Annotated in this window: 18 protein-coding genes; 8 read left to right on the top strand and 10 right to left on the bottom strand. The window is 47.8% G+C overall.

Annotation, left to right across the window (positions count from 1 at the left end; all coding sequences use genetic code 11):
* Positions 1–394: 394 nt before the first annotated feature.
* Positions 395–2,380, top strand: coding sequence for an EAL domain-containing protein (locus tag ACFOEK_RS15910; protein ID WP_386722454.1), 1,986 nt, complete (start codon positions 395–397; stop codon positions 2,378–2,380).
* Between the two features lie 58 nt (positions 2,381–2,438).
* Entirely contained in the window at positions 2,439–3,212 is a 774-nt protein-coding gene (locus tag ACFOEK_RS15905) for an ElyC/SanA/YdcF family protein (RefSeq protein WP_386722453.1), read from the top strand.
* A gap of 23 nt (positions 3,213–3,235) precedes the next feature.
* Here the strand turns inward: ACFOEK_RS15905 and ACFOEK_RS15900 are convergent, their stop codons facing one another.
* The gene (locus tag ACFOEK_RS15900) at positions 3,236–4,447 is read right to left on the bottom strand and encodes an alanine racemase (RefSeq protein ID WP_386722452.1); all 1,212 of its coding nucleotides are present in this window, start codon (positions 4,445–4,447) and stop codon (positions 3,236–3,238) included.
* Positions 4,447–5,772 (bottom strand): D-arabinono-1,4-lactone oxidase, encoded by a 1,326-nt coding sequence (locus ACFOEK_RS15895; RefSeq protein WP_386722451.1) that lies wholly within the window; start codon positions 5,770–5,772, stop codon positions 4,447–4,449. Before ACFOEK_RS15895 ends, ACFOEK_RS15900 begins: the two co-directional genes overlap by 1 nt.
* A 557-nt stretch (positions 5,773–6,329) precedes the next feature.
* Between ACFOEK_RS15895 and ACFOEK_RS15890 the strand changes: the two genes are divergently transcribed.
* Together ACFOEK_RS15890 and ACFOEK_RS15885 are read left to right on the top strand one after the other, a co-directional pair.
* Positions 6,330–6,923, top strand: a complete 594-nt coding sequence (locus ACFOEK_RS15890) for a TetR/AcrR family transcriptional regulator (RefSeq protein ID WP_386722450.1) — start codon at positions 6,330–6,332, stop codon at positions 6,921–6,923.
* A gap of 105 nt (positions 6,924–7,028) precedes the next feature.
* On the top strand, positions 7,029–8,255 hold the full coding sequence (locus ACFOEK_RS15885; RefSeq protein WP_386722449.1) for an NADH:flavin oxidoreductase/NADH oxidase family protein: 1,227 nt from the start codon (positions 7,029–7,031) through the stop codon (positions 8,253–8,255).
* Positions 8,256–8,337: 82 nt separating this feature from the next.
* Here ACFOEK_RS15885 and ACFOEK_RS15880 read toward each other — a convergent pair whose 3' ends face one another.
* From ACFOEK_RS15880 to ACFOEK_RS15860, 5 genes are all read right to left on the bottom strand, one after another.
* Complete coding sequence (locus ACFOEK_RS15880; protein WP_386722448.1) at positions 8,338–8,709, bottom strand: MAPEG family protein; 372 nt, start codon at positions 8,707–8,709, stop codon at positions 8,338–8,340.
* 147 nt (positions 8,710–8,856) lie between these two features.
* Positions 8,857–9,570: a hypothetical protein gene (locus tag ACFOEK_RS15875; protein ID WP_386722447.1), complete on the bottom strand. Its 714-nt coding sequence runs from the start codon at positions 9,568–9,570 to the stop codon at positions 8,857–8,859.
* A gap of 136 nt (positions 9,571–9,706) precedes the next feature.
* Complete coding sequence (locus ACFOEK_RS15870; RefSeq protein WP_386722446.1) at positions 9,707–11,266, bottom strand: alkaline phosphatase; 1,560 nt, start codon at positions 11,264–11,266, stop codon at positions 9,707–9,709.
* Between the two features lie 18 nt (positions 11,267–11,284).
* Positions 11,285–12,799 carry an alkaline phosphatase gene (locus ACFOEK_RS15865; RefSeq protein WP_386722445.1) on the bottom strand — a complete coding sequence of 505 codons (1,515 nt, stop codon included), beginning with the start codon at positions 12,797–12,799 and terminating at the stop codon, positions 11,285–11,287.
* 198 nt (positions 12,800–12,997) lie between these two features.
* Entirely contained in the window at positions 12,998–13,717 is a 720-nt protein-coding gene (locus ACFOEK_RS15860; RefSeq protein ID WP_386722444.1) for a substrate-binding periplasmic protein, read from the bottom strand.
* Between the two features lie 537 nt (positions 13,718–14,254).
* On the opposite strand from ACFOEK_RS15860, the gene ACFOEK_RS15855 reads away from it, so the two are divergent.
* Positions 14,255–14,938: a DUF3313 domain-containing protein gene (locus ACFOEK_RS15855; protein WP_386722443.1), complete on the top strand. Its 684-nt coding sequence runs from the start codon at positions 14,255–14,257 to the stop codon at positions 14,936–14,938.
* A 4-nt stretch (positions 14,939–14,942) separates the two neighbouring features.
* On the opposite strand, the gene ACFOEK_RS15850 is transcribed toward ACFOEK_RS15855, so the two are convergent.
* Positions 14,943–16,016 carry an AraC family transcriptional regulator gene (locus ACFOEK_RS15850; RefSeq protein ID WP_386722442.1) on the bottom strand — a complete coding sequence of 358 codons (1,074 nt, stop codon included), beginning with the start codon at positions 16,014–16,016 and terminating at the stop codon, positions 14,943–14,945.
* Positions 16,017–16,398: 382 nt separating this feature from the next.
* Here ACFOEK_RS15850 and ACFOEK_RS15845 point away from each other — a divergent pair, with 382 nt between their 5' ends.
* Together ACFOEK_RS15845 and ACFOEK_RS15840 are read left to right on the top strand one after the other, a co-directional pair.
* Entirely contained in the window at positions 16,399–18,219 is a 1,821-nt protein-coding gene (locus tag ACFOEK_RS15845) for an acyl-CoA dehydrogenase C-terminal domain-containing protein (RefSeq protein ID WP_386722441.1), read from the top strand.
* Between the two features lie 260 nt (positions 18,220–18,479).
* Complete coding sequence (locus ACFOEK_RS15840; protein WP_386722440.1) at positions 18,480–19,238, top strand: DUF3313 domain-containing protein; 759 nt, start codon at positions 18,480–18,482, stop codon at positions 19,236–19,238.
* A 311-nt stretch (positions 19,239–19,549) separates the two neighbouring features.
* Here ACFOEK_RS15840 and ACFOEK_RS15835 read toward each other — a convergent pair whose 3' ends face one another.
* Together ACFOEK_RS15835 and ACFOEK_RS15830 are read right to left on the bottom strand one after the other, a co-directional pair.
* Entirely contained in the window at positions 19,550–22,597 is a 3,048-nt protein-coding gene (locus tag ACFOEK_RS15835) for a response regulator (protein WP_386722439.1), read from the bottom strand.
* Between the two features lie 208 nt (positions 22,598–22,805).
* Positions 22,806–23,366: a TetR/AcrR family transcriptional regulator gene (locus tag ACFOEK_RS15830; RefSeq protein WP_386722438.1), complete on the bottom strand. Its 561-nt coding sequence runs from the start codon at positions 23,364–23,366 to the stop codon at positions 22,806–22,808.
* A gap of 248 nt (positions 23,367–23,614) precedes the next feature.
* Here ACFOEK_RS15830 and ACFOEK_RS15825 point away from each other — a divergent pair, with 248 nt between their 5' ends.
* Positions 23,615–24,058, top strand: coding sequence for an HIT family protein (locus ACFOEK_RS15825; protein WP_386722437.1), 444 nt, complete (start codon positions 23,615–23,617; stop codon positions 24,056–24,058).
* Positions 24,059–24,100 lie beyond the last annotated feature (42 nt).

The following is a 24,100-nucleotide window of genomic DNA, read 5'->3' as shown; positions in this document are numbered from 1 at the left end:
TATTAGAGCGGCGTCCGATGATGAGATACCTAATTAGAAAGCTGATCTTGAGCCAGTTTTTATAAAATTATTTAGATACAGAGAGTTATCTGAAATACTTCATCTTGGTTTTAAATAATGTGGGTGGGCGATGTTACCTTTGTTCTATATATGAAACGCTCTATGTCTATTTAGGTAACAGTTGGGCGGTGTGGTGCGATAACCTGATAAGATTCGTCGCTTTATTGGTGGGCGAAACGTGAAGGTAAACGTAGATTTCGTGATCGGAGGACTTTCAATGTCATGGCCTTTGCTAGACTATGTTTATTCAGAGATTTTCTGTTCGCGTATAAAATAAGAATTTTAAATTGTGCTCACTTTAAGAAGTGGCGGTTGAGCAGCGTTGTACAGGTGTATGCATCCATATTTAAAGAAACTGGTTCAGAGCTTTAATATTAGCCCGTCCGATCAGCCGAAATTGGAGCCTTTGTTAGAGCAAGTGTCGGCCTATTTAGCACAGATTGAATTTATATCTCGTAACTCGCGAGACGGTGCTACTCGTTCCGAGCGTTCTGATACACCACCGCTTTATTTAGATGGTTTGGCAACAGATGATCACTCTCCTGAAGAATTAGTACGTCTATTACAGGAACAAAGCCAGCAGTATGAACGCCAAATTACTCAACTGGCGGCGGTGAAGCTGGGGCTGGAAGATTCCTTGTCGTTGTTAAATACCACCTTAGATGCCACCAATGATGGTCTGGTAGTATTCGATAAACACCACAAAGTGGTGGCTCATAACAAGTTGCTCACGGATTTTTTTGGTATCACTTCGGAAGAAGTTGAGCACTCGTTCGTCGGACGAAAGCTCAAAGAAATGCTCAAAGCTACGGTCTATAACGACGATACCTTGTTGGAATTAATTCGGTTTACCAATCAGAATCCGGCGGAAAAAGCTCAAGGGTTACTGCATTTCAAAAACGGTACTTATGTGGAGTGTGTGTCCAAACCCAGGTTTTTAGATCATCGGATCGTCGGTCGGGTGTGGAGTTTGAGAGATATTACCGATCTTAAACAATCGGAAGAGCAAGCCCGCCATCAGGCCTACCATGATAATTTAACCGGCTTACCCAACCGTGCCTTGCTGCAAGAACAAATGCAGCGAGCGCTCAAGAGTGCGCATCATCACGAACATCGTCTTGCCATCCTGTTTATGGATTTGGACGGCTTCAAATACGTTAACGATTCTCTCGGACACGATTTTGGCGATTTGATGTTGTGCCATGCGGCCATGCGCTTGAAGGATTGCATTCGCGAGATTGATCTTTTGGCGCGCTACGGTGGTGATGAATTCATTGTGGTGATGGATGAAGTGACGTCGGTGAAACAAGTCACCGAGTTGGCGGATCGTATTATTAAGGAGCTGGAACGTCCCTTCTTCATTCGTGGCGAAAGCCTCTATATGACCACCAGCATCGGTATTTCTTTGTATCCGAACGATGGCGATTCGGCGGAAGGCTTGATTCGTGATGCCGATATGGCGATGTACCATGCCAAAGCCAAAGGCCGCAATAATTATCAGTTTTTTGCTCAAGAACTGGCGGTGTTGTCTTCCTACCGGCTATCACTCAGAAACAAACTCAAAACGGCCATTGAGGAAGAGCAGTTTTCACTGGTTTATCAACCGAAAGTCACCACCAAAGAAAACCGTATTGTTGGTGTCGAAGCCCTGATTCGTTGGAAATTGCCGGATGGTCAGGTGATACCCCCGGATGAATTTATTTCCGCCGCGGAAGACAATGGTTTGATCTTACCGATCAGCGATTGGGTCTTTGAAGAAGCGATTAAACAAGCCAAAGCTTGGTCAGATGTGGCTCCGTCCTACTTCACAGTGGCCGTCAATATGTCGGCCCGTCAGTTCCAACAGCCGGATTTGGTCGAAAATCTGATGGCCTTGCTGCACAAGTACGAGCTGCCGACCCGTTTCATAGAGCTTGAAATTACTGAGAGCATGGTGATGGAAGACGTTGAATCGGCGATCCGGATCTTAGCGCGGTTGCGTAAACTGGGCATTCGCATCGCTATTGATGACTTTGGTACCGGCTATTCGTCACTGGGCTATTTGAAATCCTTGCCGATCGATTGTCTTAAAATTGATAAACGCTTTGTGGATGAATTGTTTAAAAGCAAAGCAGATCGCGCCTTGGTCAGTACCATTATTTACCTGTCGCATGTGATGGGCGTACAAGTAGTCGCGGAAGGGGTGGAAACCGAAGAGGCGCTGAAGTTATTGGATGATATGACCTGTGATTTGATTCAGGGCTATTATTTCAGTAAGCCGGTGGCACCCGACGACATCACTGTGATGCTTGCAAATAACGATACTTCCGAAGATAGTTAACGTTCATAACGAATCAGTTACCAGGTTTATCAGCTGCTATTAACTTAGGAAAGTTCGCATGGACGTGATTTTTAGTTTCAAGAAGTTGGTCATTGCTTTGATTTCTCCGTTGTCCGTTGCCTTAATCATTGGGCTGGTGGGTTGGCTCTATCTTTTAGCGGGTAAAAGGACACGAGCGACGGTACTGATTCTCTGTTCTTTAGTGATTACCTGGGCGGCCTCGTTTAATCCCATCGGTGATGCTTTAATGCGAAGTCACGAAGCTCAGTATCAGGCCTTTCAATATCGCGATGATTTAGACGTGGCTGTGATTCATGTATTGGGCGGAGGTCATGCGGAAAGTCGTCGGTTTGTGAATGGTGTTCAGATGTCTTCCTCGTCGATAGCGCGAGTGACTGAAGGCATTCGTTTAGCGAACTTATACCCGGATGCGCGTTTGGTGTTGTCTGGCTATGGCGGTTATTCGGGCGTAAATAAACTGACCAACGCAGAAGCGGCTAAGATTTTTGCCACATCGTTGGGGATGGATGAAGATCGTATTGATCTGCTGACCGAATCGAAAGACACCCGCGAAGAAGCCATTGATGTTGAAGACATGGTGCAGGACGGTCGTCTGATTCTCGTGACCTCTGCTTCTCACATGCCAAGAGCGATGGCGATTTTTAAGCAGGAAGGGCTCCATCCGATTGCTGCACCCACCTACTTTCTTGGCAGTGATGTCTCTGAACGTTATTACCCGTCTTATGAAGCGGTACAAAAATCCCAGCGTTACTTTTATGAAAAGGTCGGATTACTGTGGATTGAATTGCGTGCCTGGATGAATGCGGAGTGATTGAGATTCTGTCTCTTTGTCCTTCAGTGGTTCTGTAAGACGGGCCATTGCGCTTCTATTTTGTCGCCACGAATGGCTAGAATGCGGCCGAACTGTAAGAACACCGCTTCGCTTTCCTGGGGACGCCAGAAGATATGATCGTCCGGTTGTAGTCGGACCGAATGACTTCCGTTCACTATCGCCTGATTGGCACTGGCACCGTAAAGTGCATTTTCTTTTAGCTGATCGTCGACTAGATCGGCTTTCCAGCCTCCGCCATAAATAAAGAAGGTCTGCTGCATTCCTGGCTGAAACTGTTGAATCAGCCGACTCAACCACTCCGGGCCGGGTAACTTCATACCTGGCCATTGTTTTAAGACAGGGCTGCAGATGTAGCTGGCGGCGTGATACTTCTTGAGTAGCGGCAGATCAAAATGGCTGGGTTTCACCAGCGCACTGCCGATGGACAGGTCGTTACACAGCGATGCCTGCTTATGGAGTTCAATGGTTGGGCTGCCAGCTCCGTTTAATAGTAACGTCTCTGGAGTCAACTCCGAAAAATAGGTGCGTGTGTAGTCGATAAAGGCTTGGTATTTGTCCTGGCTTTTTTGGTAGCTGGTTTGTTGGGTTTCTATGAATTTCGGCAGTTTACCCACATGCGCGTCGTAGCCCATAAAGCCGGTCAGTCTGAGAAACTTGGGATGATTGCGGATCTGAGTCAGTAACACATCCAGTTCCGTGGTTGAACTGACGCCTCCGCGATGTAAGCCAATGTCGAGTTCGATGGCGATGCCCATCTGTTGTTGATGTTTTTGGGCAACAGCAAGGTACTGACTGAGTCGTTGCGGGGTGTCGATCAGCCAGGACAATTGCTGTTTGCTGTCAAAGTCGGAGTCTAAGCTTTCTAGGTGTTGATAAAACTGATTGACGGCACGTACGGGCAAGGGCTTGCCTAATAACAGGTCACTGTCAGGAAAGGCTTGAACCATGGCTAACAGAAAAGGCAAATGAAAGGTCATAAAGTGCTGACAGCGCAAGCTTGAGGACAGATAGTGCAACAGATCAATGCTCGGTAAAGATTTCACCACCAATCGAAGGTTTGTATTACTTGGCCAGCTGTCCTGTAACGCTAGGATGTTCTGATCAAGCTGCTCAAGATCAATTACCAGGTGCGGAACTCCTTGGCCTTGCGCTTTTAACAAGGCATTGAGTGCATCAAAATACGGCGTCGATTGAGTGCCCGCAGGGGAATTCATCAGGCTTCTCCCAAGATGCGTTCCATCGCTTCATTCATCAGACGACGATCCGGGTCGAGTTGTTGCTGAACTTCTTTCCAGTCACGCCATTGAGGATATAACCGAGCCAGCTGTTTATGGGTTTTGGTGTGGCTTTTCCCCCAATGCGGGCGGCTATCAAATTCATCGAAGATCGGCTCAAGTTGTTGAAACAACTCGGTATAGGATTGTTTGAAATATTGATGAATCGAAATAGAGGCCGAATCACGCTTATAGAAAGGGCTTAACCAGATGTCATCGGCGGCTACATAGCGATATTCGATGGGGAAGAAGGCAGCGACTTGATTGGTCTTTAAGTGCTTAAGAATCTTTCGTAAGCACTGTGGGCCATCTTCGGCGGGCACTTGGTATTCCATCTCGTTGAAACGAACGGTGCGCGGCGTAGCGAATACTTTATGCGATACGTCTACACGCAGGCTGGGTTTAATGAAACGCGCCAGTTGTCGGTGAATCATCGGAATCAACTTGGGCATGCGTTGCGTTACTTCGCAGAAGAAGCGTAACAACGCGTCGTCAGAAATAAAGGGCGCTTTGGGTGAGAACGGCGTTTCCTGAGTTGGGTTCAGTGTTTTCAGAATGACTTGATCCGAATAGGCTAAGGCAAAAAATTCCACATGCCGGTTTTGAGCTTTTAGGGTATCGATGTTATCAAGTACGTCATCTAACGGTTGGATATCAATCTGTTCTTTTAGGAAGTAGCTGGGACGATTTTGTAATTCAATCTCGGTAACTACCCCTAACGCCCCCAAATTCACTCGGGCGGCATCAAACAAATCCTTATTATGTGTTTTTGAACATTCCAGTACTTTCCCTTTGGGGGTAATCAAGGTCAAGGAATTGACCAAGCCTGAGATGCAGGGCAGTTTGGCGCCTGTGCCATGGGTGCCGGTGGCGACGGCGCCAGCCAGGGATTGATGATTGATGTCTCCCATGTTCAGCATCCCTTGATCAATACCATCAAGGAGTTCACTTAACTGATGCAGCGGAGTGCCTGCCATGATACGAGCGGTGTTGGCTTCTTCATTATGTCCGAGCAATCCGGTCATGTGGTTCAGGCTGATCAAGGTGTCATCTGTTTTAGCGAGCGGCGTGAACGAATGACCAGAACCCACCAGTCTCAGTGCGCCTGACGAGTCCTGAATTTCAGCCATCAGTTCGCTGGTGGATCTGGGTTGGAAAACCTTACCGGGATGGGATTTCTGATTTTGCGACCAGTTTTGCCATTGGCCTTTAGGGTTGTCTGGCGTGTTCTGATAAATTTCGTCGATACTGTCAAAGTAAGTCATAAAGCGCCTAATTCTTATAGTTATTGGAAGTATAGTATTGAGGCTTGCTTTTGTTGTGAATATCAATCCACTGGCATTCTGCTGTAATGCCTGAAAATGGCCATTTTTCACACGCTGTTGATGGATAATTGTACAAAATGTAGTTGTGCACAGAAGTTGTGGATAAAAGTGTGTGTAAGGTATTCGGAACCTATCCAAACGCCCGTTTTATCTGGGGTTGCGAGAATCGGACTAAAAATAAGCAATTAATTTAAGTTTAATAAAATCAATGGCTTAGTTTTTCTGTGAATAACTGATAAACATCTTGAATTTAGTCTCTACATATTAGTGTCATCTTTCTACGAGTGTTAATAATCCGAAAATTGCATTCGTATCTGATTATAAAAACAGTAGTTTTGAGCAAATTATTGCTTGACCCGGTAAATCCAGGCACAAGGCTGTGATTAGCCTGTGAATAACTTGGTGATTAACTCTGAATTTATTGTTTCTAGATGAACGGTGCTCTTTTTTCTTGTGCTGTATTGTATTAATAGACGACCGGTCGTAAACTCCGCAGCATGGCCAGACCAAGAAAAAATGAACACATTAAAGACGAGTTGTTAAGTGCGGGCTTAGAGACCTTGTTGACCAAGGGTTATCACGGAACGGGTATCAAAGAAGTTCTGGACAAGCTGGGCGTGCCTAAAGGCTCCTTCTATCACTACTTTAAAAGCAAAGAGATGTTTGCTGCCGAAGTGGTGCATTTTTATGCGCGGGATCTAAACGAGCGCATTCTTGGTGTGATGGCGGGGTCGAAAAAAACCGGATTAATTGCCATTAAACATGCCTTTATGCTGATGGTTGAAGAGTACCGTTCAGGAACTTGCGGTTGCATTTTAGGTGCCTTGGCCAGTGAGATTTCCGAAACCAGTGAAATTTGTCGTCTGGCCATATTGAAAGAAGTGGAGAACTGGAACAGCATGTTGGCTGTGTTAGTTACCCAAGGTCAAAAGGACGGCACTATTCGCACCGATTTGGAAGCTGAGTTCCTAGCGAAGATGCTATGGAATTGTTGGGAAGGCGGTGTGCTTCGCATGAAAGTGGAAGCGTCCTCAACAGCCGTAGAAGATGTAGTGAATAAGATGTTTGATGCCATCCTGTTGAAAAAATAACGGTTTAGATACAAAAAGCGCTCACCTTGAGCGTTTTTATTTACTTAATTAATAGACGACCGGTCTAATACTTTTGTCGGTCATATACCAAGAAAGAGGTGAAGAATGAGTGAATTTGCAGTGTTGGGCCAGGCATTAGACTTGCCATGCGGTCATCAAGTAAAAAACCGATTCTTTAAATCGGCAATGAGTGAGATTTTGGGTACCGTCGATCATCAGGTCAGTAACGGCTTGGTGAAACTCTATCAACGGTGGGCCGACGGTGGTTGTGGTGTATTGGTGACCGGTAACGTCATGGTTGATCGCAACTCTTTGGGTGAACCACGAAATGTGGTGTTCGATGCTCAGACTGATACTTCTATGGTCGCCAAGTGGGCGGCCGCCGCGACGGCCAATAATACCGATTGTTGGGTGCAATTGAATCATCCTGGTAAGCAATCACCAAAAGCGATTAACCCGGATCCGGTATCGCCTTCTGCTGTACCGCTAGGCAAAGGCTTGGACAAGTTTTTTAATCCGCCGCGTGAACTGACTGAAGCAGAAATACTCGCGATCATCGGGAAATACGCCTTTGCCGCCAAAATGGCCAAAAACGCAGGTTTCTCAGGCGTTCAAATTCACGGTGCCCACGGCTATTTAGTGAGTCAGTTCCTTTCGCCACACCACAATCGCCGTCAGGATCAATGGGGCGGCAGAATTGAGAACCGCATGCGCTTTGTCAAAGAAATCTATCAGGCCATTCGTAATGAAGTAGGTGCTGACTTCCCTGTGGGTATTAAGTTGAACTCGGCGGATTTTCAACGAGGTGGTTTTACCGAAGATGAGTCGACGCAAGTGATTCAAGCGCTGGATGCCATGGGCATGGACCTGTTCGAAATCTCGGGTGGTAACTATGAAGCGCCAGCGATGACAGGTGCCAAGCAAAGCACTCGTGAACGTGAAGCCTACTTCATCGAATTTGCAGCCAAAGTGAAAGGCTTAATTAAGGCGCCGGTGGTGGTGACTGGTGGATTCCGTTCGGCACAAGGCATGGCCGATGCGGTGGCTTCGGGTGAAATTGATATGGTCGGAATTGCGCGTCCGTTGACTTTACATCCGGACATGCCAAAACAAATCATCAAGGGTGTCGATGTGAAGAGCTTGGTAAAACCCTTAACGACCGGCGTGAAAGCACTGGATCAGGCGGGTATGTTGGAAATTACCTGGTACGAGCAGCAAATGGCGCGAATTGCTGAGGGCAAGCAACCTAAGCCGAATATGAATGTGTATTGGTCGATCGTTCGTACTATGACCAGTAATGGTATTCAGGCCTTTCAGAAGCGCAGAGCTTAAGCCTCAGTTCTTACATTGAACGCCCCAACGACCAGCTTCGGCTGGTCGTTTGCGTTTTAAGACATCCAGGGTTCCGGTGGACTTAAATTAACAGCCAAGCCAAAGCGATAAGTCCGGCCAGTTGGCAGAGATAAGTCAGTGCCGCGCCGCCTATTCTAAGGATGGGGATAACCTGAAACATACCAATCATGTGAACCACGCGTGACGCGGTAAAGGTAATGACTAAACTGGCGAGTAGAGTGTCACTGGCGGATTGTGCCAATGCCAGCAATACCAAACCAAAGGCAATGACTTGTTCAACGCCATTCATGTGCGTACGAATGGACTTCTTGAGTCGAATACTTTTGCCGTCGCCATTGGGGATTTTTTCTGAGATGCGAACCAGCGATACATTCAACGCCAATAAGGTGATGATGAGTACGTTAAGCAAGACATACCATTGAAACCAAACCATCGTTCTTCTCCTTGAAAAAGGCATATGAGGATGATGCAGTGTAAAGGCTTGTGAGTGGGGGATAAAGCGTCGAAATATCAAGGGAGCTTTTGAGCAAGATAAGGTCTGATAGACCTTATCCCTTGAATTAATCTCTGAGGATTCGACTCAGTGGCTGTGCGTAGAAGACGAATGACCAGGTACGAAGCCTTGATGGATCAGCTTGGCCACGCGCGTGTCATTTTCGTGATCACCAATGTCGGCGAAGTCCATACGATCGAATGATTTGAGGTTGTTAAGCCATTGTTCCACTTGCTCTGTATCGTAGAGGCGTGACAACACCATGGTTGGACGACCCTGAACGATGACTTGGGTCGGTACTTGGTAGCGATCCAGCAATTCCACTTCCTGAGCGTGTTCTTTACTGGCTAACAGTGTGGTGTCGTAACGGTTCCATTCGGAGTCTTTAACGAAGTGCATTTGATTGAGCAGCTCTGACGCCAATAAGCCGCGTACTTGTTTCCATTCGACCTTTTGGTGGCCCAGTGACGACAAATCCGACGGTTCATATTCGATCACCAACTGCTCGGTTTCCATCCAGCGCCTGAAGTATAAGTTCTTGCCTTGAGGTTGCCAGGAGACCAGCACGCCATTGGCTTTACGATAAAAGGTGCCCTGCTCGGTATACCAGACTTGCAGCGGTGATATGCTTCCTGTGGCCTGATCGGTCACAAAGTAATCCAAAGCAAAAGGATCGCAGCCTTGCTCTATCTTGATTGGTTTGCAGTATTCGGCGTTGGCTTGGGTGGAAAAAAGAACACTGCCGATGGCAAGCGTTGCAGCCAGTTTACGCAGTAGAGACGGTAATTGGAGGTGTTGCATAATCGCTCCAGAATCTATCGTGTGAGGTTAATAAAGTGATCGAAGTGTGACGGTGATTAATGATCAAACGCATGGCAGGGATATGACACTGCCATGCGATCAAGCCCTTCAAAGAGCAGGTTTACTCTTTGCTCTTCTAAGGCGTATTGGCATCCGCCAACTCCACCAGACCCGTGGCTTGGTTGATGATGTGGAAAATCACGTTTTGCTCCAAGGTTCCTTGAACCAGATGCGCCCAAGGCCCGGTCGCATAGATGCCAACATCTTCACCCGCGTGAGTTTCACCGCCGGCGCGAGGTATCAAGGTTTCCTGATGATAGCCTTGGTTGGTGGTGTCAACGTTGGTCAGATCTTGGCGGCCTGCCACCGGTGCCAAACCGTAACGATCATCGCCACCGGTTTCCAGCTCGGCAAAGCCCAGTCCGTTCATGTACCCCACGGTGGTGTACGGCAATCCGTTGGCATCGGTGGCTTCGCTATCGTCGATCTTAACCACTTTGCCCAGAATCGGGTTACCACGTTTAGGATAACCGGCGATGGTAAACACGTGGCTGTGGTCTGCCGTGACAATGATCAGGGTCTCTTCAAGGTTTACTTTTGCTACCGCCGCTTTGACCGCGTTTGAGAATTCAACCGCATCGGTCAGAGCACGGTAAGCGTTACCGGCGTGGTGACCGTGGTCGATACGACCGGACTCAACCACCAGCATGTAACCGTCTTCGTCTTTCGACAGCATGTCGATGGCGGTTTCAGTCATGTCGGTCAGTGATGGTTCAACCGTGTCATCACGATCGGCTTCGTAGCTCATGTGCGACGATGTGAACAAGCCCAACAGTTTGTCGGTGGCAGTGGTGTCGACCGCGTCTAGGCCTGCTTTATCGGTTACGTATTGACGTACGCCGCTGCCTGCTAACCACTCATTTGGCAGGTTACGAGCATCGCCACGACGACCGCCATCCGCTACCGGGATAAAGTGGCGACGGCCACCACCCAAGGTAACGTCGATGCCGTCGCCTTCGTCGAAGCTGATTAGCTGAGATGCGATGTCTTCACAACCGCCCTGTGCTTTGGTGTCGTCTTCCCAATCACGATCAGGCGTTACCGCATAGGTGGCGGCTGGGGTTGCGTGGGTAATGCGTGCAGTTGAAACCACACCGGTGGCTTTACCGGCAATTTCAGCCAGAGATACCGCGGATACCAACTCATTACCATTCACAGTGGTGCAGTCGGCTCGTTCAACGTCTTCGTCGACACCAAGCACCCCTGCATCTGTCTTAACACCGGTCATCATGGCGGTCATAGTACCGGCGGAATCCGGTGTTTGTTGGTCGGTGTTGTAGGTTTTGGCAAGCGCAGCGTATGGGAAGGTATCCCAGGCCAGGTTGTTTTCTTCACCGGTTTCGCCGCGCGTTTGACCTTCGAAGATACGTGCTGCAGTGGTGGTACTGATGCCCATGCCATCGCCGATGAAGAGAATGACGTTCTTGGCGCGCGTTTGATTTGGTGCGGTATTCGCCGCTGCTGCGACTGCATCGGATGCTTGTTCAAACCAGAAGTTTTTGGATTCGCCTTGTGCGGCGGTTTGAGCGGTTGGTTCAGTGGTTGAGCCAGAAGAACTGCTGTCGCTGTCACTACAACCGGTTAGCACTGCAGAGCCGCTTATAATCGCAGCAAGTAAGGTTTTCTTAAAGTTCATGATGTTTCTCCTGCTGGATTAGTAAGACCCGCCGTCAAGATCGGCGGCTTCGTTGATTACGTGGAAGATTTCGTTCTGCTCGATTACACCACCAAAGAGGTGCGAACCTGGGCCAATGGCGTGAACTGAAATGTCTTCACCTGCGTGAGTTTCTGAACTAAGAGGAACCAATGCTTCTTGGTGGAAACCTTGACCTTCGGTGTCGATCGCTGTCAAATCTTGACGACCACTTACCGCTGGCGTGTCATAACGGTCATCGCCTCCGGTTTCCAGATCGGCAAAACCACGGCCGTTCATGTAACCCACGGTGGTGTAAGGTAGGCCATCGGCGTCGGTCGCTTCAGTGTCGTCAATCTGAACCACTTTACCCAGGATCGGGTTACCGCGTTTTGGATAGCCTGCAATGGTGAATACGTGGCTATGGTCAGCGGTGACAATGATCAGGGTGTCGTCGCGAGAGGTGTTGTCCAATGCCGTTTGAACCGCATCAGCAAAGGCGTGTGCGTCTGTCAGCGCCCGATATGCGTTACCGGCGTGGTGACCGTGGTCAATACGGCCGCCTTCTACCATGAGGAAGAAACCGTCTTCGTCTTTCTTAAGTACGTCCAGTGCGGTTTCTGTCATTTCTGCCAACGATGGCTCTTCTGCATCGTCACGATCGGCTTCGTAGCTCATGTGCGATGAAGTGAACAAGCCAAGCAGTTTGTCGGTATTGGCAAGGTCTGCATTGTCGAGTTCTGTTTTGTTGGTTACGTAGGTACGGGTTTCGTCACCGGCGTCATCCAACCATTGTTCTGTGAGATCGGTATCTTCACGACGACCACCGTTTGCTTCGCTTTGGAAATGACGACGGCCACCGCCTAGTGCGACCTCGATGCCGTTGCCCTCAGAATAATTGATCAACTGAGACGCGATGTCAGTACAGTTGCCTTCTTCGGGCAGTTTAGTGTCGTCTTCCCAGTCACGATCCGGGGATACGGAATAGGTTGCCGCCGGAGTTGCGTGCGTGATACGTGCAGTAGAGACGACTCCGGTTGCTTTGCCTTTACGCTCAGCCAGTGTCAATGCAGAGGTGAGCTTGTTGCCTTCAACATCCTCGTCACATTCGCCACGAACCGCCATTGGCCCAAGACCAATAACGCCTGCACGGTTTTTAACGCCGGTCATCATCGCGGTCATGGTACCGGCAGAATCCGGGGTTTGTTGGTCGGTGTTGTAGGTTTTCACCAAGGCGGTGTGTGGGAATTTCTCGAAGCTAAGGAAGCCTTCTTCACCGGTATCCCCCTTTAGCTGACCTTGCAGGATACGCGCCGCAGTCAGGGTTGAAATACCCATACCATCACCCACGAAAAGAATCACGTTCTTCGCGGTATTGGTATTGCGAGATTGCAGCGTTTTCTGTTCGATCAATTGCTCGCCCAGTTGATACCAGTCGTTGTCTAGTTGAGAGTCTGGTAACGCGCCAGCAAAAGCACTGGTAGATGCGCACGCGAGCGAGCATGCCGCAACCAGGCTGCGTAGTTTAAGGTTCATAATGTTTCCTCAGGCTTTGTGCTTTTGAAACTTAGCTTTTGCAATTTGGCCAGCAGAGACCAACGTGGTTTGCCAGGCAGGAATGCAGCTAATGATTAATTAGTCATTTAGGTGTATTGAGCGCTGATACGTTAGGTAGGGAAGGTTTCGTTCCGATGACTCTTTTATTAAATGATTATTGAATAAAGATTACGGGGGTTAATTTGGGACAGGGTTTGGGGTGTCTTGGCTATCTTTTGTGTCGTTGCTCGGTGAAAGTAGTTTTTTCAAACCACGATTAAAGTCGTTTCTGAGGGTCGCATTGTGGAAACCCAGACTGCGGGGCGAGGAGGGAAAGATGTAGTGGTACTGTACTGGAGCCGGATATTTTCCAGCGGCATTATAGAGTTGATTAAAGTATTCAAAGATACGGACATCGAGAATGATGACATCCACTTGTTCGTTATAAAGGCGTTCTAATTGCGCTAATTGATTCACTGCTTCGTCGTAAATGGGGCTTTTCGATACAGCGGTAGCGTAGCGGTTACCTAAGAATTTTTTGGCATTTTGAAAGGCCATCACTCGGTAATAGGCCAGTTCTTCAATGCTCTTGAGGTTGAGTTCTAGTCGGGAGAGACTGATGGCAGAGTTTTGATAGTGAATCACCGGGTCGGAGTAATATAGGTTTTTTTGATCCATGGCTACATTAATAATGGCATCCACTTTCTTCTGTTTGAGCAGCAATTCCGCGCGCTTGTTCGATGTGAAGATGATTTTTTTGATGGAATGCCCAGCGAGATCGAATGCCGCGCGAACACGCTCAATCTGTATACCGTTTTCGGTTTCTTCAAAAATATAAGGCGGGATGGACTTACTGGTGGCGAGAGTAAGCTCTTTTGCTTGGCTCGTATTGAACCAACTGATGCACCACAGGGTCACACACAGGGTGAACCATCGAGTTGTTACCTGTGAGAACCGTAATTGTCGGTCGTGTAAGTGCATAGGCGTCGACGTCAGTGCCCTAATTCATTTAATCTGTTATACAGGATACATTCTTTTTTCTTATAGACCAGATTTCTTATAGACAAGAGTATAGAGACTCTTAGTCAAAGGTTCTCTAGGGAACCTCTGAATAAGTCTCTCTCTGCTCAGGCCTATAAGAGAAATGTCTCTTTGAGGCGCGGTTTTGAAGGCATAACGGGTTACGTCAAAAAGCCGCAACAAAAAAGAGGCATTTCTCTTAAGGCCCCGAAGGGCGGGGCTTTAAAAACGTTATAACGTCGTTGAACTTCTTGAAAAGGTCTAGACATTCTCTACGAAGCTCGCCTTGTTCTAACATTTTTCTAGCGCCCGCTGAGCTAGAGCGGACTTGTTCAGATGTTCCCTAGTTCAGATTGATACGTTTTATAATAGACTTGTTCAGAGATTCCCTTCCTTTATTTAGGGGATGTTTCAAAGGAAAGACAGAGGTCAGTGATGATTAAAACAATGAAAGTTGTCGGACTGTTGATAAGCTTAAGTGGTTTAGCCGGGTGTCAGATTCAACAACAAGAAAACCAACCTGCAGAACAATATTCAGGGTTTCTCTCCGATTATTCAATTCTGGGAGCAACTCAGGCACAGGATTCGTTTGCGGTAAAACGCTGGGTCAGCCCTAAGCTGTTATCGGGTGAGTATAAAGAGGTGAAATATATTTCCACGCAGTTTTATCCGGAAGTTCGTGCTTCTGAGCATGTGTCGGACCAGATGCTGACTGACGTGTTGATCTATGTGGATGCACAGTTACGACGAGCGTCGATTTTCTTAACTCAGGATATGAAGAACAGCGGTACCCGAAGAGCGGAAGTACGTACCGCGATCACTGCAGTGGAAACTGCCAGCAAAGACTATCAGGATCATGACACCGTTTCCCAGGCATTGCTTTCTGCCGCCGAGGAAACGTCGCTGAATCCGAATAATGATGATGCGGTGATTGCCTTTGAACTTGAAGTGCGTGACATGGAAACTAACGAACTATTGGCGCAGTCGGTGGTCACCGGCGTGGCTCCAACCTATCAGGTCAACGGCACCGAGAAGTTGTCCTTGGCGTTATTGAAGCCAACCATAGACCAGTGGATTAAATATGCGACGCATAATGGTCGGGAAGGGTTTACACCTTAGCGGATCAAGCGTGTTCGGGAGCGTCTAATTGGCTGTCTCGATACACCGATGGTGATACGCCGGTGCTGCGTTTAAAGGCTCTGCCAAAATTGCTGGGGTCGGAGTAATTGAGTTTTTCAGCGATGACTTCGACCGAATCGCCGGTAACCAATAATTCTTTTGCTTGTTGGATCTTGGCTTGATCGGTTAAGGTTCGATAGCTATGACCGGATGCCGACAGCTTGCGCCTGAGAGTTCGACTACTCATATGCAGCATCGCAGCCAATTCTTCAAGGCTGGCTTGCTCGCCGTCTGGTGAAAAAATCAAAGCTTTTACTTGTTCCACCAACGACGTTTGCTGCGGTAAACGCGCCATCAGCTCATTGCAGGCTTGCTCTGCGTGTTTCAATGCACTGGGGTTAGGCATGGCCATAGGCAGATCGAGCAATGAACGTTGAAAGCACAAGGCGTTGCGCGGCGCATTAAAGGTGACGCCGTCGAAAAAGGTATTTTGATAGTGCTTGAGATAGTCAGGTTCAGGGTAGCTAAGCTGCACCTGCCCTTGATGCATTAACTTCATGCCAAAGAAAAACATCCCCGTTTTCACCAAACACACAAACACGGTTTCAATCTGGAAACGGTAGGCTTCAGAATATTCTTCGTCGAAATCAAAACTCAGTACCGCCAAATCGCCTTCGTAGAGCAATTCCAGGCGGGCGTGAATCATGCGCGTGCGGTAGTACTTGAGCAGTAAGTCGAGGGCTTGTTTTAAGGTGTTGCAACTCAGCACGGCTTGACCTAGCGCACCGTGGGTCATCAGATTCAGTCGTTCACCAAAGGTCAGCCCCAGCCAAGGCGAGCCACTGATTTCGATGACCCGTTGAATCAGTTGATGGCTTTGTTGTTTCGAGAGAAAGGCATCTTGGCTGGATAACAACGCTGGTCGAATGTTGCATTCTTGGAGCAACTGATGCTGTTCGTGCGTATTTAACGACAAGGTATCCAGCAACATGGCCGCATACTGACCGTGTAAGGCCGGTCGACTATCTCGATGACGGTTAGAATCCGTCTCTTGATGTGCTGGTCGCTGGTCCGCCATAGGGTGGTTGTCCTCGGTGGTCGTCTTATACGTCGAATAGTTGAGTTTGTTCGACCAGTGATCATGCCTAATAAATAAACGATTGGAAAGCTTTTTGTCCGAAAGTGACCGATGGGTCGTCTGTAAATGACCTTCTGATCTCCACTCAATCTGAGACTATAGCGACTGTGAGTTTGCTCTGAAACCTGTCTCCGGCAGCGACTCACAAACCGCGAGAACGGTTCGCTACTTATATGTTAGGGCAGTCGCGATTAATCGACAGTGAGCACTTGCTTCCATCAGAGGTGCTGGTTCGACGGTTAATTCACTGCCTATTTTTTTGTCCGCTCGTTAGTTCAAAACCGTGTCCGCGTATCGACAAGAATCATCAGGAGTGAAAGTCATGCCAGAATTTAAAGCCCCGCTACGGGATATGCGATTTGTCTTTGAAGAGTTATTGAATTCCTACGAACACTATAAGAACTTTGAAAAAGGTGCAGAAGCAACGCCCGATACAGTGAATGCAATTCTGGAAGAGTGTGCCAAGTTCAGCGAACAGGAATTAGCACCGTTATACCAATCAGGCGACGAAGAAGGGTGCCGCTTGGAAGATGGTGTGGTACACACCCCGAAAGGCTACAAAGAAGCCTATCAGACTTATGTGGAAAGTGGTTGGCAAGGCATTAACCATGACCCGGAATACGGCGGTTTAGGGCTACCTATTTCGCTGGGCGTGTTGAAATCGGAACTAATTTCTATCGCCAACTGGTCGTGGGGGATGTACCCAGGGCTCAGTATTGGTGCCATGAATACTATTTTCTTACACGGTGATGAAGCACAGAAACAAACCTATCTTACCAAGCTGATTGAAGGTACTTGGACAGGCACTATGTGCTTGACGGAACCTCAATGTGGTACCGATTTAGGTCAGGTAAAAACCCGTGCCGAATTGAATGCCGACGGTTCTTACAATCTCACCGGCACAAAGATCTTTATTTCTGCCGGTGAACACGACATGGCCGAGAACATTGTTCATATTGTGCTGGCGCGTTTGCCGGATGCTCCGAAAGGGACGCGCGGTATTTCTCTGTTTATTGTGCCGAAGTTCCTACCCGCAGCGGATGGCTCGGTTGGTGAGCGTAACGGTGTGGTGTGCTCGGGGCTTGAGAAAAAGATGGGCATCAAGGCGTCATCAACCTGTGTTATGAACTTTGAAGACGCCAAAGGCTATTTGATCGGACCTCCGAATAAAGGGTTGCAGTGCATGTTCACCTTTATGAACACCGCGCGCATCGGCACCGGCTTACAAGGTTCCAGCGCTGCGGAACGCTCCTTCCAGGGGGCGTTGGCCTATGCCAAAGAGCGGTGTTCAATGCGTTCTTTGAGTGGGAAAAAAGCACCGGATAAAGTGGCCGACCCCATTATTTTCCATCCGGATGTGCGCCGTATGTTGTTGACCCAAAAAGCCTTTGCCGAAGGCGGTCGTGCCATGATCTATTACGCAGCCAACATTGCTGATTATTATGTGGATGGCGCCACCGAAGAAATTCGTGAACGTGCCGATGATGATTTGGGGTTCCTAACGCCTATTCTCAAAGCCTTCCTTACGGAAAGTGGTTGTGAAGCTGCCAACCTTGGCATGCAGGTGTTTGGTGGTCATGGCTACATCAAAGAATGGGGCATGGAGCAGATCGTTCGTGATACCCGCATCTCGACCTTGTATGAAGGTACTACAGGTATTCAGGCGTTGGATTTATTAGGGCGTAAAATCTTATTGGATCGCGGTGGTGCCTTCCGACGTTTCACTAAGGAAGTGAAAAACTACTGCAATGGCCGCTCTGATTACGTCCCCGGTAAACACCGTTCTGAAATCAAACCTTTGATTAAGAAACTGAAACAATTAAACGGCGAATGGACGCGTCTAACTCTGCGAGTGGTCTATCGTTCGATCAAGAATCGCGATGAAATCGGTGCCAGCTCGGTGGATTATTTGATGTACTCAGGCTACATCGTGATGGCGTATTTCTGGGCCATGATGGCAGAGAAAGCCGCTGAACAGTTAGCGAATGGCAGTGATGATGTGGACTTCTATCGCGGTAAAATAGAAACTGCCAAGTTCTATTTTGATAAGATTTTGCCGAGAACGTGTGGTCATCGTGATGCTATCTTGACGGGATCTGATAGTTTAATGGGGATTTCTGAAGAGGCCTTTGCCGTGTCCTAAGTGATTTTGCTTAAGTGATTTCGTTTGAGTGAGCTGATGATCTTCAGAGAGGATCATTGGGAGTTAATACAAAGCCCAAATCTGGACACAGGTTTGGGCTTTTCTGTCGCTGTTTATAGTCCATACCGTATCTCCATACTGTCGTTTTTTCACAAAAAAGCTTGTGTGACATCTTGTAACTGAATACTCTTTAAACAACTCTGAATGACGCCTTAGGGCTATCAAGTGCTCTAAAAATAATAATAAAAGGATAAAGAGACATGTCTTCGAATCTATCTGTTGGCTCATCCCTTAAACTTGCTTTGGCTGGATGCGCCTTGGTTTGGCTTTCCGGGTGTGCTTTGTTTGCACCAAAAGCACCAGGCGTTGATCGCCCTTATACCGGATTTATCAAAGATTACCGTTCGTTTAATCAAGTGGAAGAACAAGAACGGGAGTTTGTTACGTCCAAAGCCTGGATTGCGCCAGGGGTGGATTTGAGAAGCTATCACACAGCTATAGTTGCACCGATTCGTATTGAGCGAGGTATTGCCCGTGATCGTCAGGTGACGAACAAAGCCATTAACTCGATCCGCAAATACATGCAGCGAGCGATGTCGAAAAAACTCCAAGAATATTACCGCGTCTCCGATCAGCCGTATGGCAAAACCCTGACAGCACGCGTGGCGATCACTGGGATAGAAACCAAAGACGAAGCGTTACGTTTCTATGAATTTTTACCGGCGGCGCTGGCGGTAACAGGCGTTTCAAAAGCAATCGGAGTTCGTGATGAAGAGATTTATGTGTTCGTAGAAGCCGAGTTTGTAGATGCACAGAGCGAAGAAGTGGTGGCTAAAACTTTGGTCGGCATGGTGGGGCAGGAACGTCTGGAAAATAAGTGGGAAGAAATCACCTTAGCCAAGGTGAAAACGTCCATCGACCAGTGGATTACTCAGCAAGTGGTGGCGCTGAAGGAAGCAAAATCTCAGGAATTGATCGTCAGTCACGAGCCAAGAGAGCCCGAGTTGGCGCTTGATTAAAGAATGGCCTAAATGTGTTACCCAGAGTCAAGTTTGTGAGCTCTTGGGTCAAGAAAAGTATTGCGGAATTCCATACAGTAGATCTCATGGCGAAAGGCGATCACAAGTCGTTGATTAGCCATTTTATATAACTCAACCCGGAGGTTATCTGTTATGGAATTTTCTACTCAGTATGAAGTGTTTGTACCGCATAATAGCGTAGAGCAAGCAAATCACGATGCACTGTGTGATTATTTTTCTAATATCTGCTATTGGTAAGCGTTTGTTTTCGAACGCTTATTTTAAAGCGTTTACAAGTTAGCTGCTTCAAGCTAACGATTCCCTGTTTCCTGAGCATCGGTCGAGTCTTCGGCCGGTGCTTTTCCATGTAACCAGTGGTCTAATTTTTCTTTCAGGGTCACAGGGTCGATGGGTTTGCTCATATAATCATTCATCCCGACTTCAATGCAGTATTCCATATCGCCTTTCATCGCATTGGCCGTTAACGCAATGATGGTGATGTCCTTGTATTCTTCCCGGCACTCGCCTGAACGAATCGTTTCTGTGGCTTGATAGCCATCCATCACCGGCATTTGGCAATCCATCAAAATAATGCTGTAGGGCGCATCAGGCGGTGATGTTTTCAGATAATGCAGGGCTTCCTGACCATTAGTGGCAGTATCGACCTGATAACCTAAACGTTCGATAAGGCCTAAGGCGACTTGCTGATTAATCAGATTGTCTTCGACTAAGAGTATTTTGGCATCGTCTTTATGAACCGAACGCTTGAGACTTTTGATGTGGTGATGAGTGACCAACGGCTTCGCTGTTTCCAAGGCTTTACCGCCTTCTAGCACCACAGACAGTGCATCGTAAATGTCCTGAATTGAGGCCGGTTTGGGGAAGTAGCCGGAAAAACCGAGTTCAGCAAAGTAGCTGGCATCACCACGCTCCCCCATGGATGTCATCATAATTAAATGAATGTGTTCAAAACGAGGGTCTTCTTTGATTTTCTGGCCGAGATCTGCGCCGTTCATGCTGGGCATATGCATGTCGAGAATGGCGACTTTAAAGTGTTCCAGAGGATGCTGTGCCAGACAATTCAACGCTTCTTCGGCGTTGTTGGCTTCCACTATCTCCGCGCCCCAGCTTTCTAATTGGCCTTTGAGTACCAGCCGGTTAGTGGCATTGTCATCCACCAACAAAATCGGTGTGTCAGTGAGGTTCACGGATGGCAGCGAGGGGAGGTCATGCACACTGGATTGCAAATTGATGGAGAAGTTAAATTGGCTGCCTTGATTCAGTTCACTGATTAATGAGATGCCGCCGCCCATCAATTCACAGAGCTGTTTGCTGATCGCTAACCCAAGACCAGTACCGCCGTATTTTCGGGTGTTCGAGGCGTCTAATTGTGAAAAGGATTTAAACAGCTGATCTTGTTTTTCTCTGGGAATACCGATGCCGGTATCGCTGACCGAGCCGTACATGATCATGCCCAACTTACCGGCATTTTCTAATTTCACTTTAATGCTGACTTCCCCGGCATTGGTGAATTTAATGGCGTTCGATACCAGATTACTGAGTACTTGCCGAATGCGGCCGGGATCACCTTTGACCATACGATGAGAGATGTGGTTAATGTCGAGAATGAGTTCCAGCCCTTTGCGTTGGGCCAGAGGGGCGATGCTGCCCGCGAAATCATTCAACAAACTGCGAAGATCAAAGTCGATGGTTTCGATATCGAGTTTACCGGCTTCAATTTTTGAGAAGTCGAGAATGTCGTTGATGATGGTCAGTAACGATTCGGCACTGGATCGAGCCATGCTGGTGTAATGGCTTTGTTGTTTGTTGAGTTGAGTATGATCCATCAGCGTCAGCATGCCGAGAACACCATTGATCGGGGTGCGGATTTCATGGCTCATATTGGCCAGAAATTGTGATTTAGCATCGGCGGCTTGCTTAGCCAGATCAATTTGATGCGCCAGCGCCGAATTGGCGTGCACCAGTTGTTTGGTGTGGGCATTGAATTGGGTGGCTAATTCACCCAGCTCGCCTTGATCTATGTTTTTTATGGCCGGTTCTTTAGTGATGGCCAACTTTTCCAGATCGAGGTGTTTAATCTGAGTGGTCATGCTGAGTAACGGCTGAACCAAGCTTCGTTGCATGATGATAAAACCGACCAATAAGCTGATCGCCAGCACAATAAAAGAAGCAAATAACACTGAATCAATGATTTTCTTACTGGCCGCGAATGCGCGTTGTTGCGGAGTGACGGTGATGACTTTCCAGTAGGTATCGGGCACATGAAAGATATTAACCAACACGGGTTCATCGAGAATCGGGTCGGTGGTGATATTTAATTGTGAAAGGTAGGTGTCGCCGTGTATATGGCTTTTCAGCGGGTCGGTTAAGGTTTGAATAATCCGATGGGCTTCTTCCTGATTGATCTGATAGCTGTCATTGGCCAGTTGTTCGGCCTGTTTTTCGGCGTTCGCTGACAGTGGTTGCAATTCATCCCATTTTTTGAGTCCTGCAACCAGACTGTTGAAGTGAGGTGAAGAGTCTATAAGCGTATCAATGTCTAAATAGGCTTCGGTACGGTTGCCTTCTTCATCGACGCCAAACTCTTTGGTAAGTTCTTCGTTTGGATGGGATAAAAATGTGCCATTTCGATCCAGCGCGAAGGCGTAACCACCGAACTTCTCGGATTCTTTAGCGAGGAATTCGGAGAGCCCTTCCAGTTTCAGATCAATGGTAGTGACGCCATAAAAACGCCCGTCACGAAACATGGGCGCGGTGGCTGTGACCATCGATTGATAGGAGTAGGGGTCCATGTAGGAGCGAGACCAGTAGATTTCACTGGGCTTGAGTAATTTAGCGGGCACATACCATTCTTCATGATGATAACCACTGCCCGCCGGATGATTGTAATCGTCGTAATAGATCAATTGATTGGATTGATCACGCCCCCAAAAAAAGCTGCGCCGCTCGATGTCCGGGTCATATAGGTTTGGTTCTGGCCAGATGCCCCCGCCGGCAATAAAGTTTTCGGTACCTTCGTGATCAATAATGTTTTTGATGACGTTGCGATGTAAGGCGTCATCTTGGGGCAGCGTTTCCCCGGCTTTGGCCATGGCCAGAACCAGAGACTCGGTTTGTTTAATACGGCGACCTAACTGGGCCACCATAGACTCGCCGGTTTGTTGTACCTGTTGATTAGACAGATTAATGAGTAACGGCTTTCCTCGCAGCTCCATGACCAATAGAAAGGCGGCAACGAACAGCAGCATGATCACAATAAAGGTCAATGGGATTCTGACGGCCAGAGAACTAGCCAGAGAATTAGATAGTGGCGTGGAACGTGTTTGCTCGTCACTCATACCGAATGAAATCCCTGGTTGAAGCCGTCGTAGTATTTAGTGAGGATGGGAGTTGTGCGTATTTAAAATGTAGATCAGGGTGGCAGTTTTTCAATAAGTTACCCAAAAGAAAGGGCCTTATTGCTATGCAATAAGGCCCTTTCTGCAGTGCTTGCTCTGAGACAATATCTGAAATGTGTTGTCTCTCTGCGAGGGGATACGTGTGCCGTTACAGACAGGTATCCGCCAGCCAGTGCAATTGCGCTCTGTGCTGCTCTTTCGACAATGGCGGTAACATAAAGCCGTGGCAGTCGCAGAAACAAATAAACTGATACGCAAACCTCTCCGCTGTAGTTGCATCGGTACCAGAGTTCTGTAGCTTCTCTTTAATAAAGTCTGCTCGGTTAATGTCTACCGCTTCCACGCGCTTTTGTACCTGGCTTTCCTGAACCGCCCAAGAGCGAACAGGCATTTCATAGGCCAACAAGTCGTTGTCGTGCAGATAATTGATTAAAGCTTTGATTAGATCTTTTCCAGAGGCGTGGGTTTGTTCGTTTAAGTAGTCGATAACCACTTGGGTGCATTTCTCTTCCCAGTAGTCGAGTACTTGTTCGACAAAATCATTACGGCTTTCAAAATGCCAGTAAAAGCTGCCTTTGGTGACTCCCAATTTGGCAGCCAGTTTCTCAATGTGTATTTTGGCGCCGCCCGTTTGGGAGAGCACTTCGAGAGCTTTTTTGATCCAGTGCTCTTTCGAAAAGCGTGAATCTTTTTGTTTTTGTTTTACCATGTGTTTCTCACTGTGACTTTCTTATACCCGAGAGATGTTATATACGTTTCTCTAGACCTATTTCAAGCCATTAGCCCTATGTTCCGCTGAATGGAGAGCAAAAGTCGATCCAGAGTATACCTGAGTCGAAGTGAAGACGAATCTGTACCTTATAGCATAGATTCTTATGAGGATTTTCGGTAGGTGGTGGCCAAGATAGACGTCATATTGACCAGAAAAGACATTTTAACCCTTCAAGGAGGACGGATATGAGCTGTATTTTTTGCCAAATCAATCAAGGGGCATTACCTGCCCACACGGTTTATGAGGACGAACACTGTCGAGCTATTGTGGATAAATTTCCGCTAAGTCCCGGTCATGTGATCATCTTGAGTAAGAGCCACCAAGGCAGTGTTGATCAACTGGAGGATTCGGAACTTCAAGGCATCTGGCAGGCAGGACGAAAGATCAGTCAAGCGATGAAGCGTGTTGATAGCTCGATCAAAGACGTTCACTTCTTGATAAACGACGGGCCGTCGGCGAACCAGCATGTACCGCATGTGCATCTGCATGTGATTCCTCGTTATGGTTGGGATTTAGGGTTTTTGCCGTTGCGATTCATGACCCGTTTCCTGAACCCGTTAAACCATTGGGGGAAGGATGCGTCCTCGCGAGACTGGGCGGCGGCTTTATCCAATCAGATTGCGGTGTAGCAGAGTTGCAATGAACGAAAGCGTGCGAAAATAGAAACCTAA

Source organism: Litoribrevibacter euphylliae, from assembly GCF_042646085.1.
Lineage (GTDB): Bacteria > Pseudomonadota > Gammaproteobacteria > Pseudomonadales > Litoribrevibacteraceae > Litoribrevibacter > Litoribrevibacter euphylliae.
Note: the sequence above shows the minus strand (reverse complement) of the source record. Positions and strands in the feature narration are given on the sequence as shown.

Bases quoted from the DNA above. Each gene is read 5' to 3' on its own strand.
- ACFOEK_RS15900 (WP_386722452.1), bottom strand. From the start codon at position 4,447: ATGAATTCCCCTGCGGGCACTCAATCGACGCCGTATTTTGATGCACTC.
- ACFOEK_RS15850 (WP_386722442.1), bottom strand. From the start codon at position 16,016: ATGGCGGACCAGCGACCAGCACATCAAGAGACGGATTCTAACCGTCAT.
- ACFOEK_RS15905 (WP_386722453.1), top strand. From the start codon at position 2,439: ATGGACGTGATTTTTAGTTTCAAGAAGTTGGTCATTGCTTTGATTTCT.
- ACFOEK_RS15885 (WP_386722449.1), top strand. From the start codon at position 7,029: ATGAGTGAATTTGCAGTGTTGGGCCAGGCATTAGACTTGCCATGCGGT.
- ACFOEK_RS15855 (WP_386722443.1), top strand. From the start codon at position 14,255: ATGATTAAAACAATGAAAGTTGTCGGACTGTTGATAAGCTTAAGTGGT.
- ACFOEK_RS15875 (WP_386722447.1), bottom strand. From the start codon at position 9,570: ATGCAACACCTCCAATTACCGTCTCTACTGCGTAAACTGGCTGCAACG.
- ACFOEK_RS15840 (WP_386722440.1), top strand. From the start codon at position 18,480: ATGTCTTCGAATCTATCTGTTGGCTCATCCCTTAAACTTGCTTTGGCT.
- ACFOEK_RS15870 (WP_386722446.1), bottom strand. From the start codon at position 11,266: ATGAACTTTAAGAAAACCTTACTTGCTGCGATTATAAGCGGCTCTGCA.
- ACFOEK_RS15835 (WP_386722439.1), bottom strand. From the start codon at position 22,597: ATGAGTGACGAGCAAACACGTTCCACGCCACTATCTAATTCTCTGGCT.
- ACFOEK_RS15825 (WP_386722437.1), top strand. From the start codon at position 23,615: ATGAGCTGTATTTTTTGCCAAATCAATCAAGGGGCATTACCTGCCCAC.
- ACFOEK_RS15880 (WP_386722448.1), bottom strand. From the start codon at position 8,709: ATGGTTTGGTTTCAATGGTATGTCTTGCTTAACGTACTCATCATCACC.
- ACFOEK_RS15910 (WP_386722454.1), top strand. From the start codon at position 395: ATGCATCCATATTTAAAGAAACTGGTTCAGAGCTTTAATATTAGCCCG.
- ACFOEK_RS15890 (WP_386722450.1), top strand. From the start codon at position 6,330: ATGGCCAGACCAAGAAAAAATGAACACATTAAAGACGAGTTGTTAAGT.
- ACFOEK_RS15895 (WP_386722451.1), bottom strand. From the start codon at position 5,772: ATGACTTACTTTGACAGTATCGACGAAATTTATCAGAACACGCCAGAC.
- ACFOEK_RS15865 (WP_386722445.1), bottom strand. From the start codon at position 12,799: ATGAACCTTAAACTACGCAGCCTGGTTGCGGCATGCTCGCTCGCGTGC.
- ACFOEK_RS15845 (WP_386722441.1), top strand. From the start codon at position 16,399: ATGCCAGAATTTAAAGCCCCGCTACGGGATATGCGATTTGTCTTTGAA.
- ACFOEK_RS15830 (WP_386722438.1), bottom strand. From the start codon at position 23,366: ATGGTAAAACAAAAACAAAAAGATTCACGCTTTTCGAAAGAGCACTGG.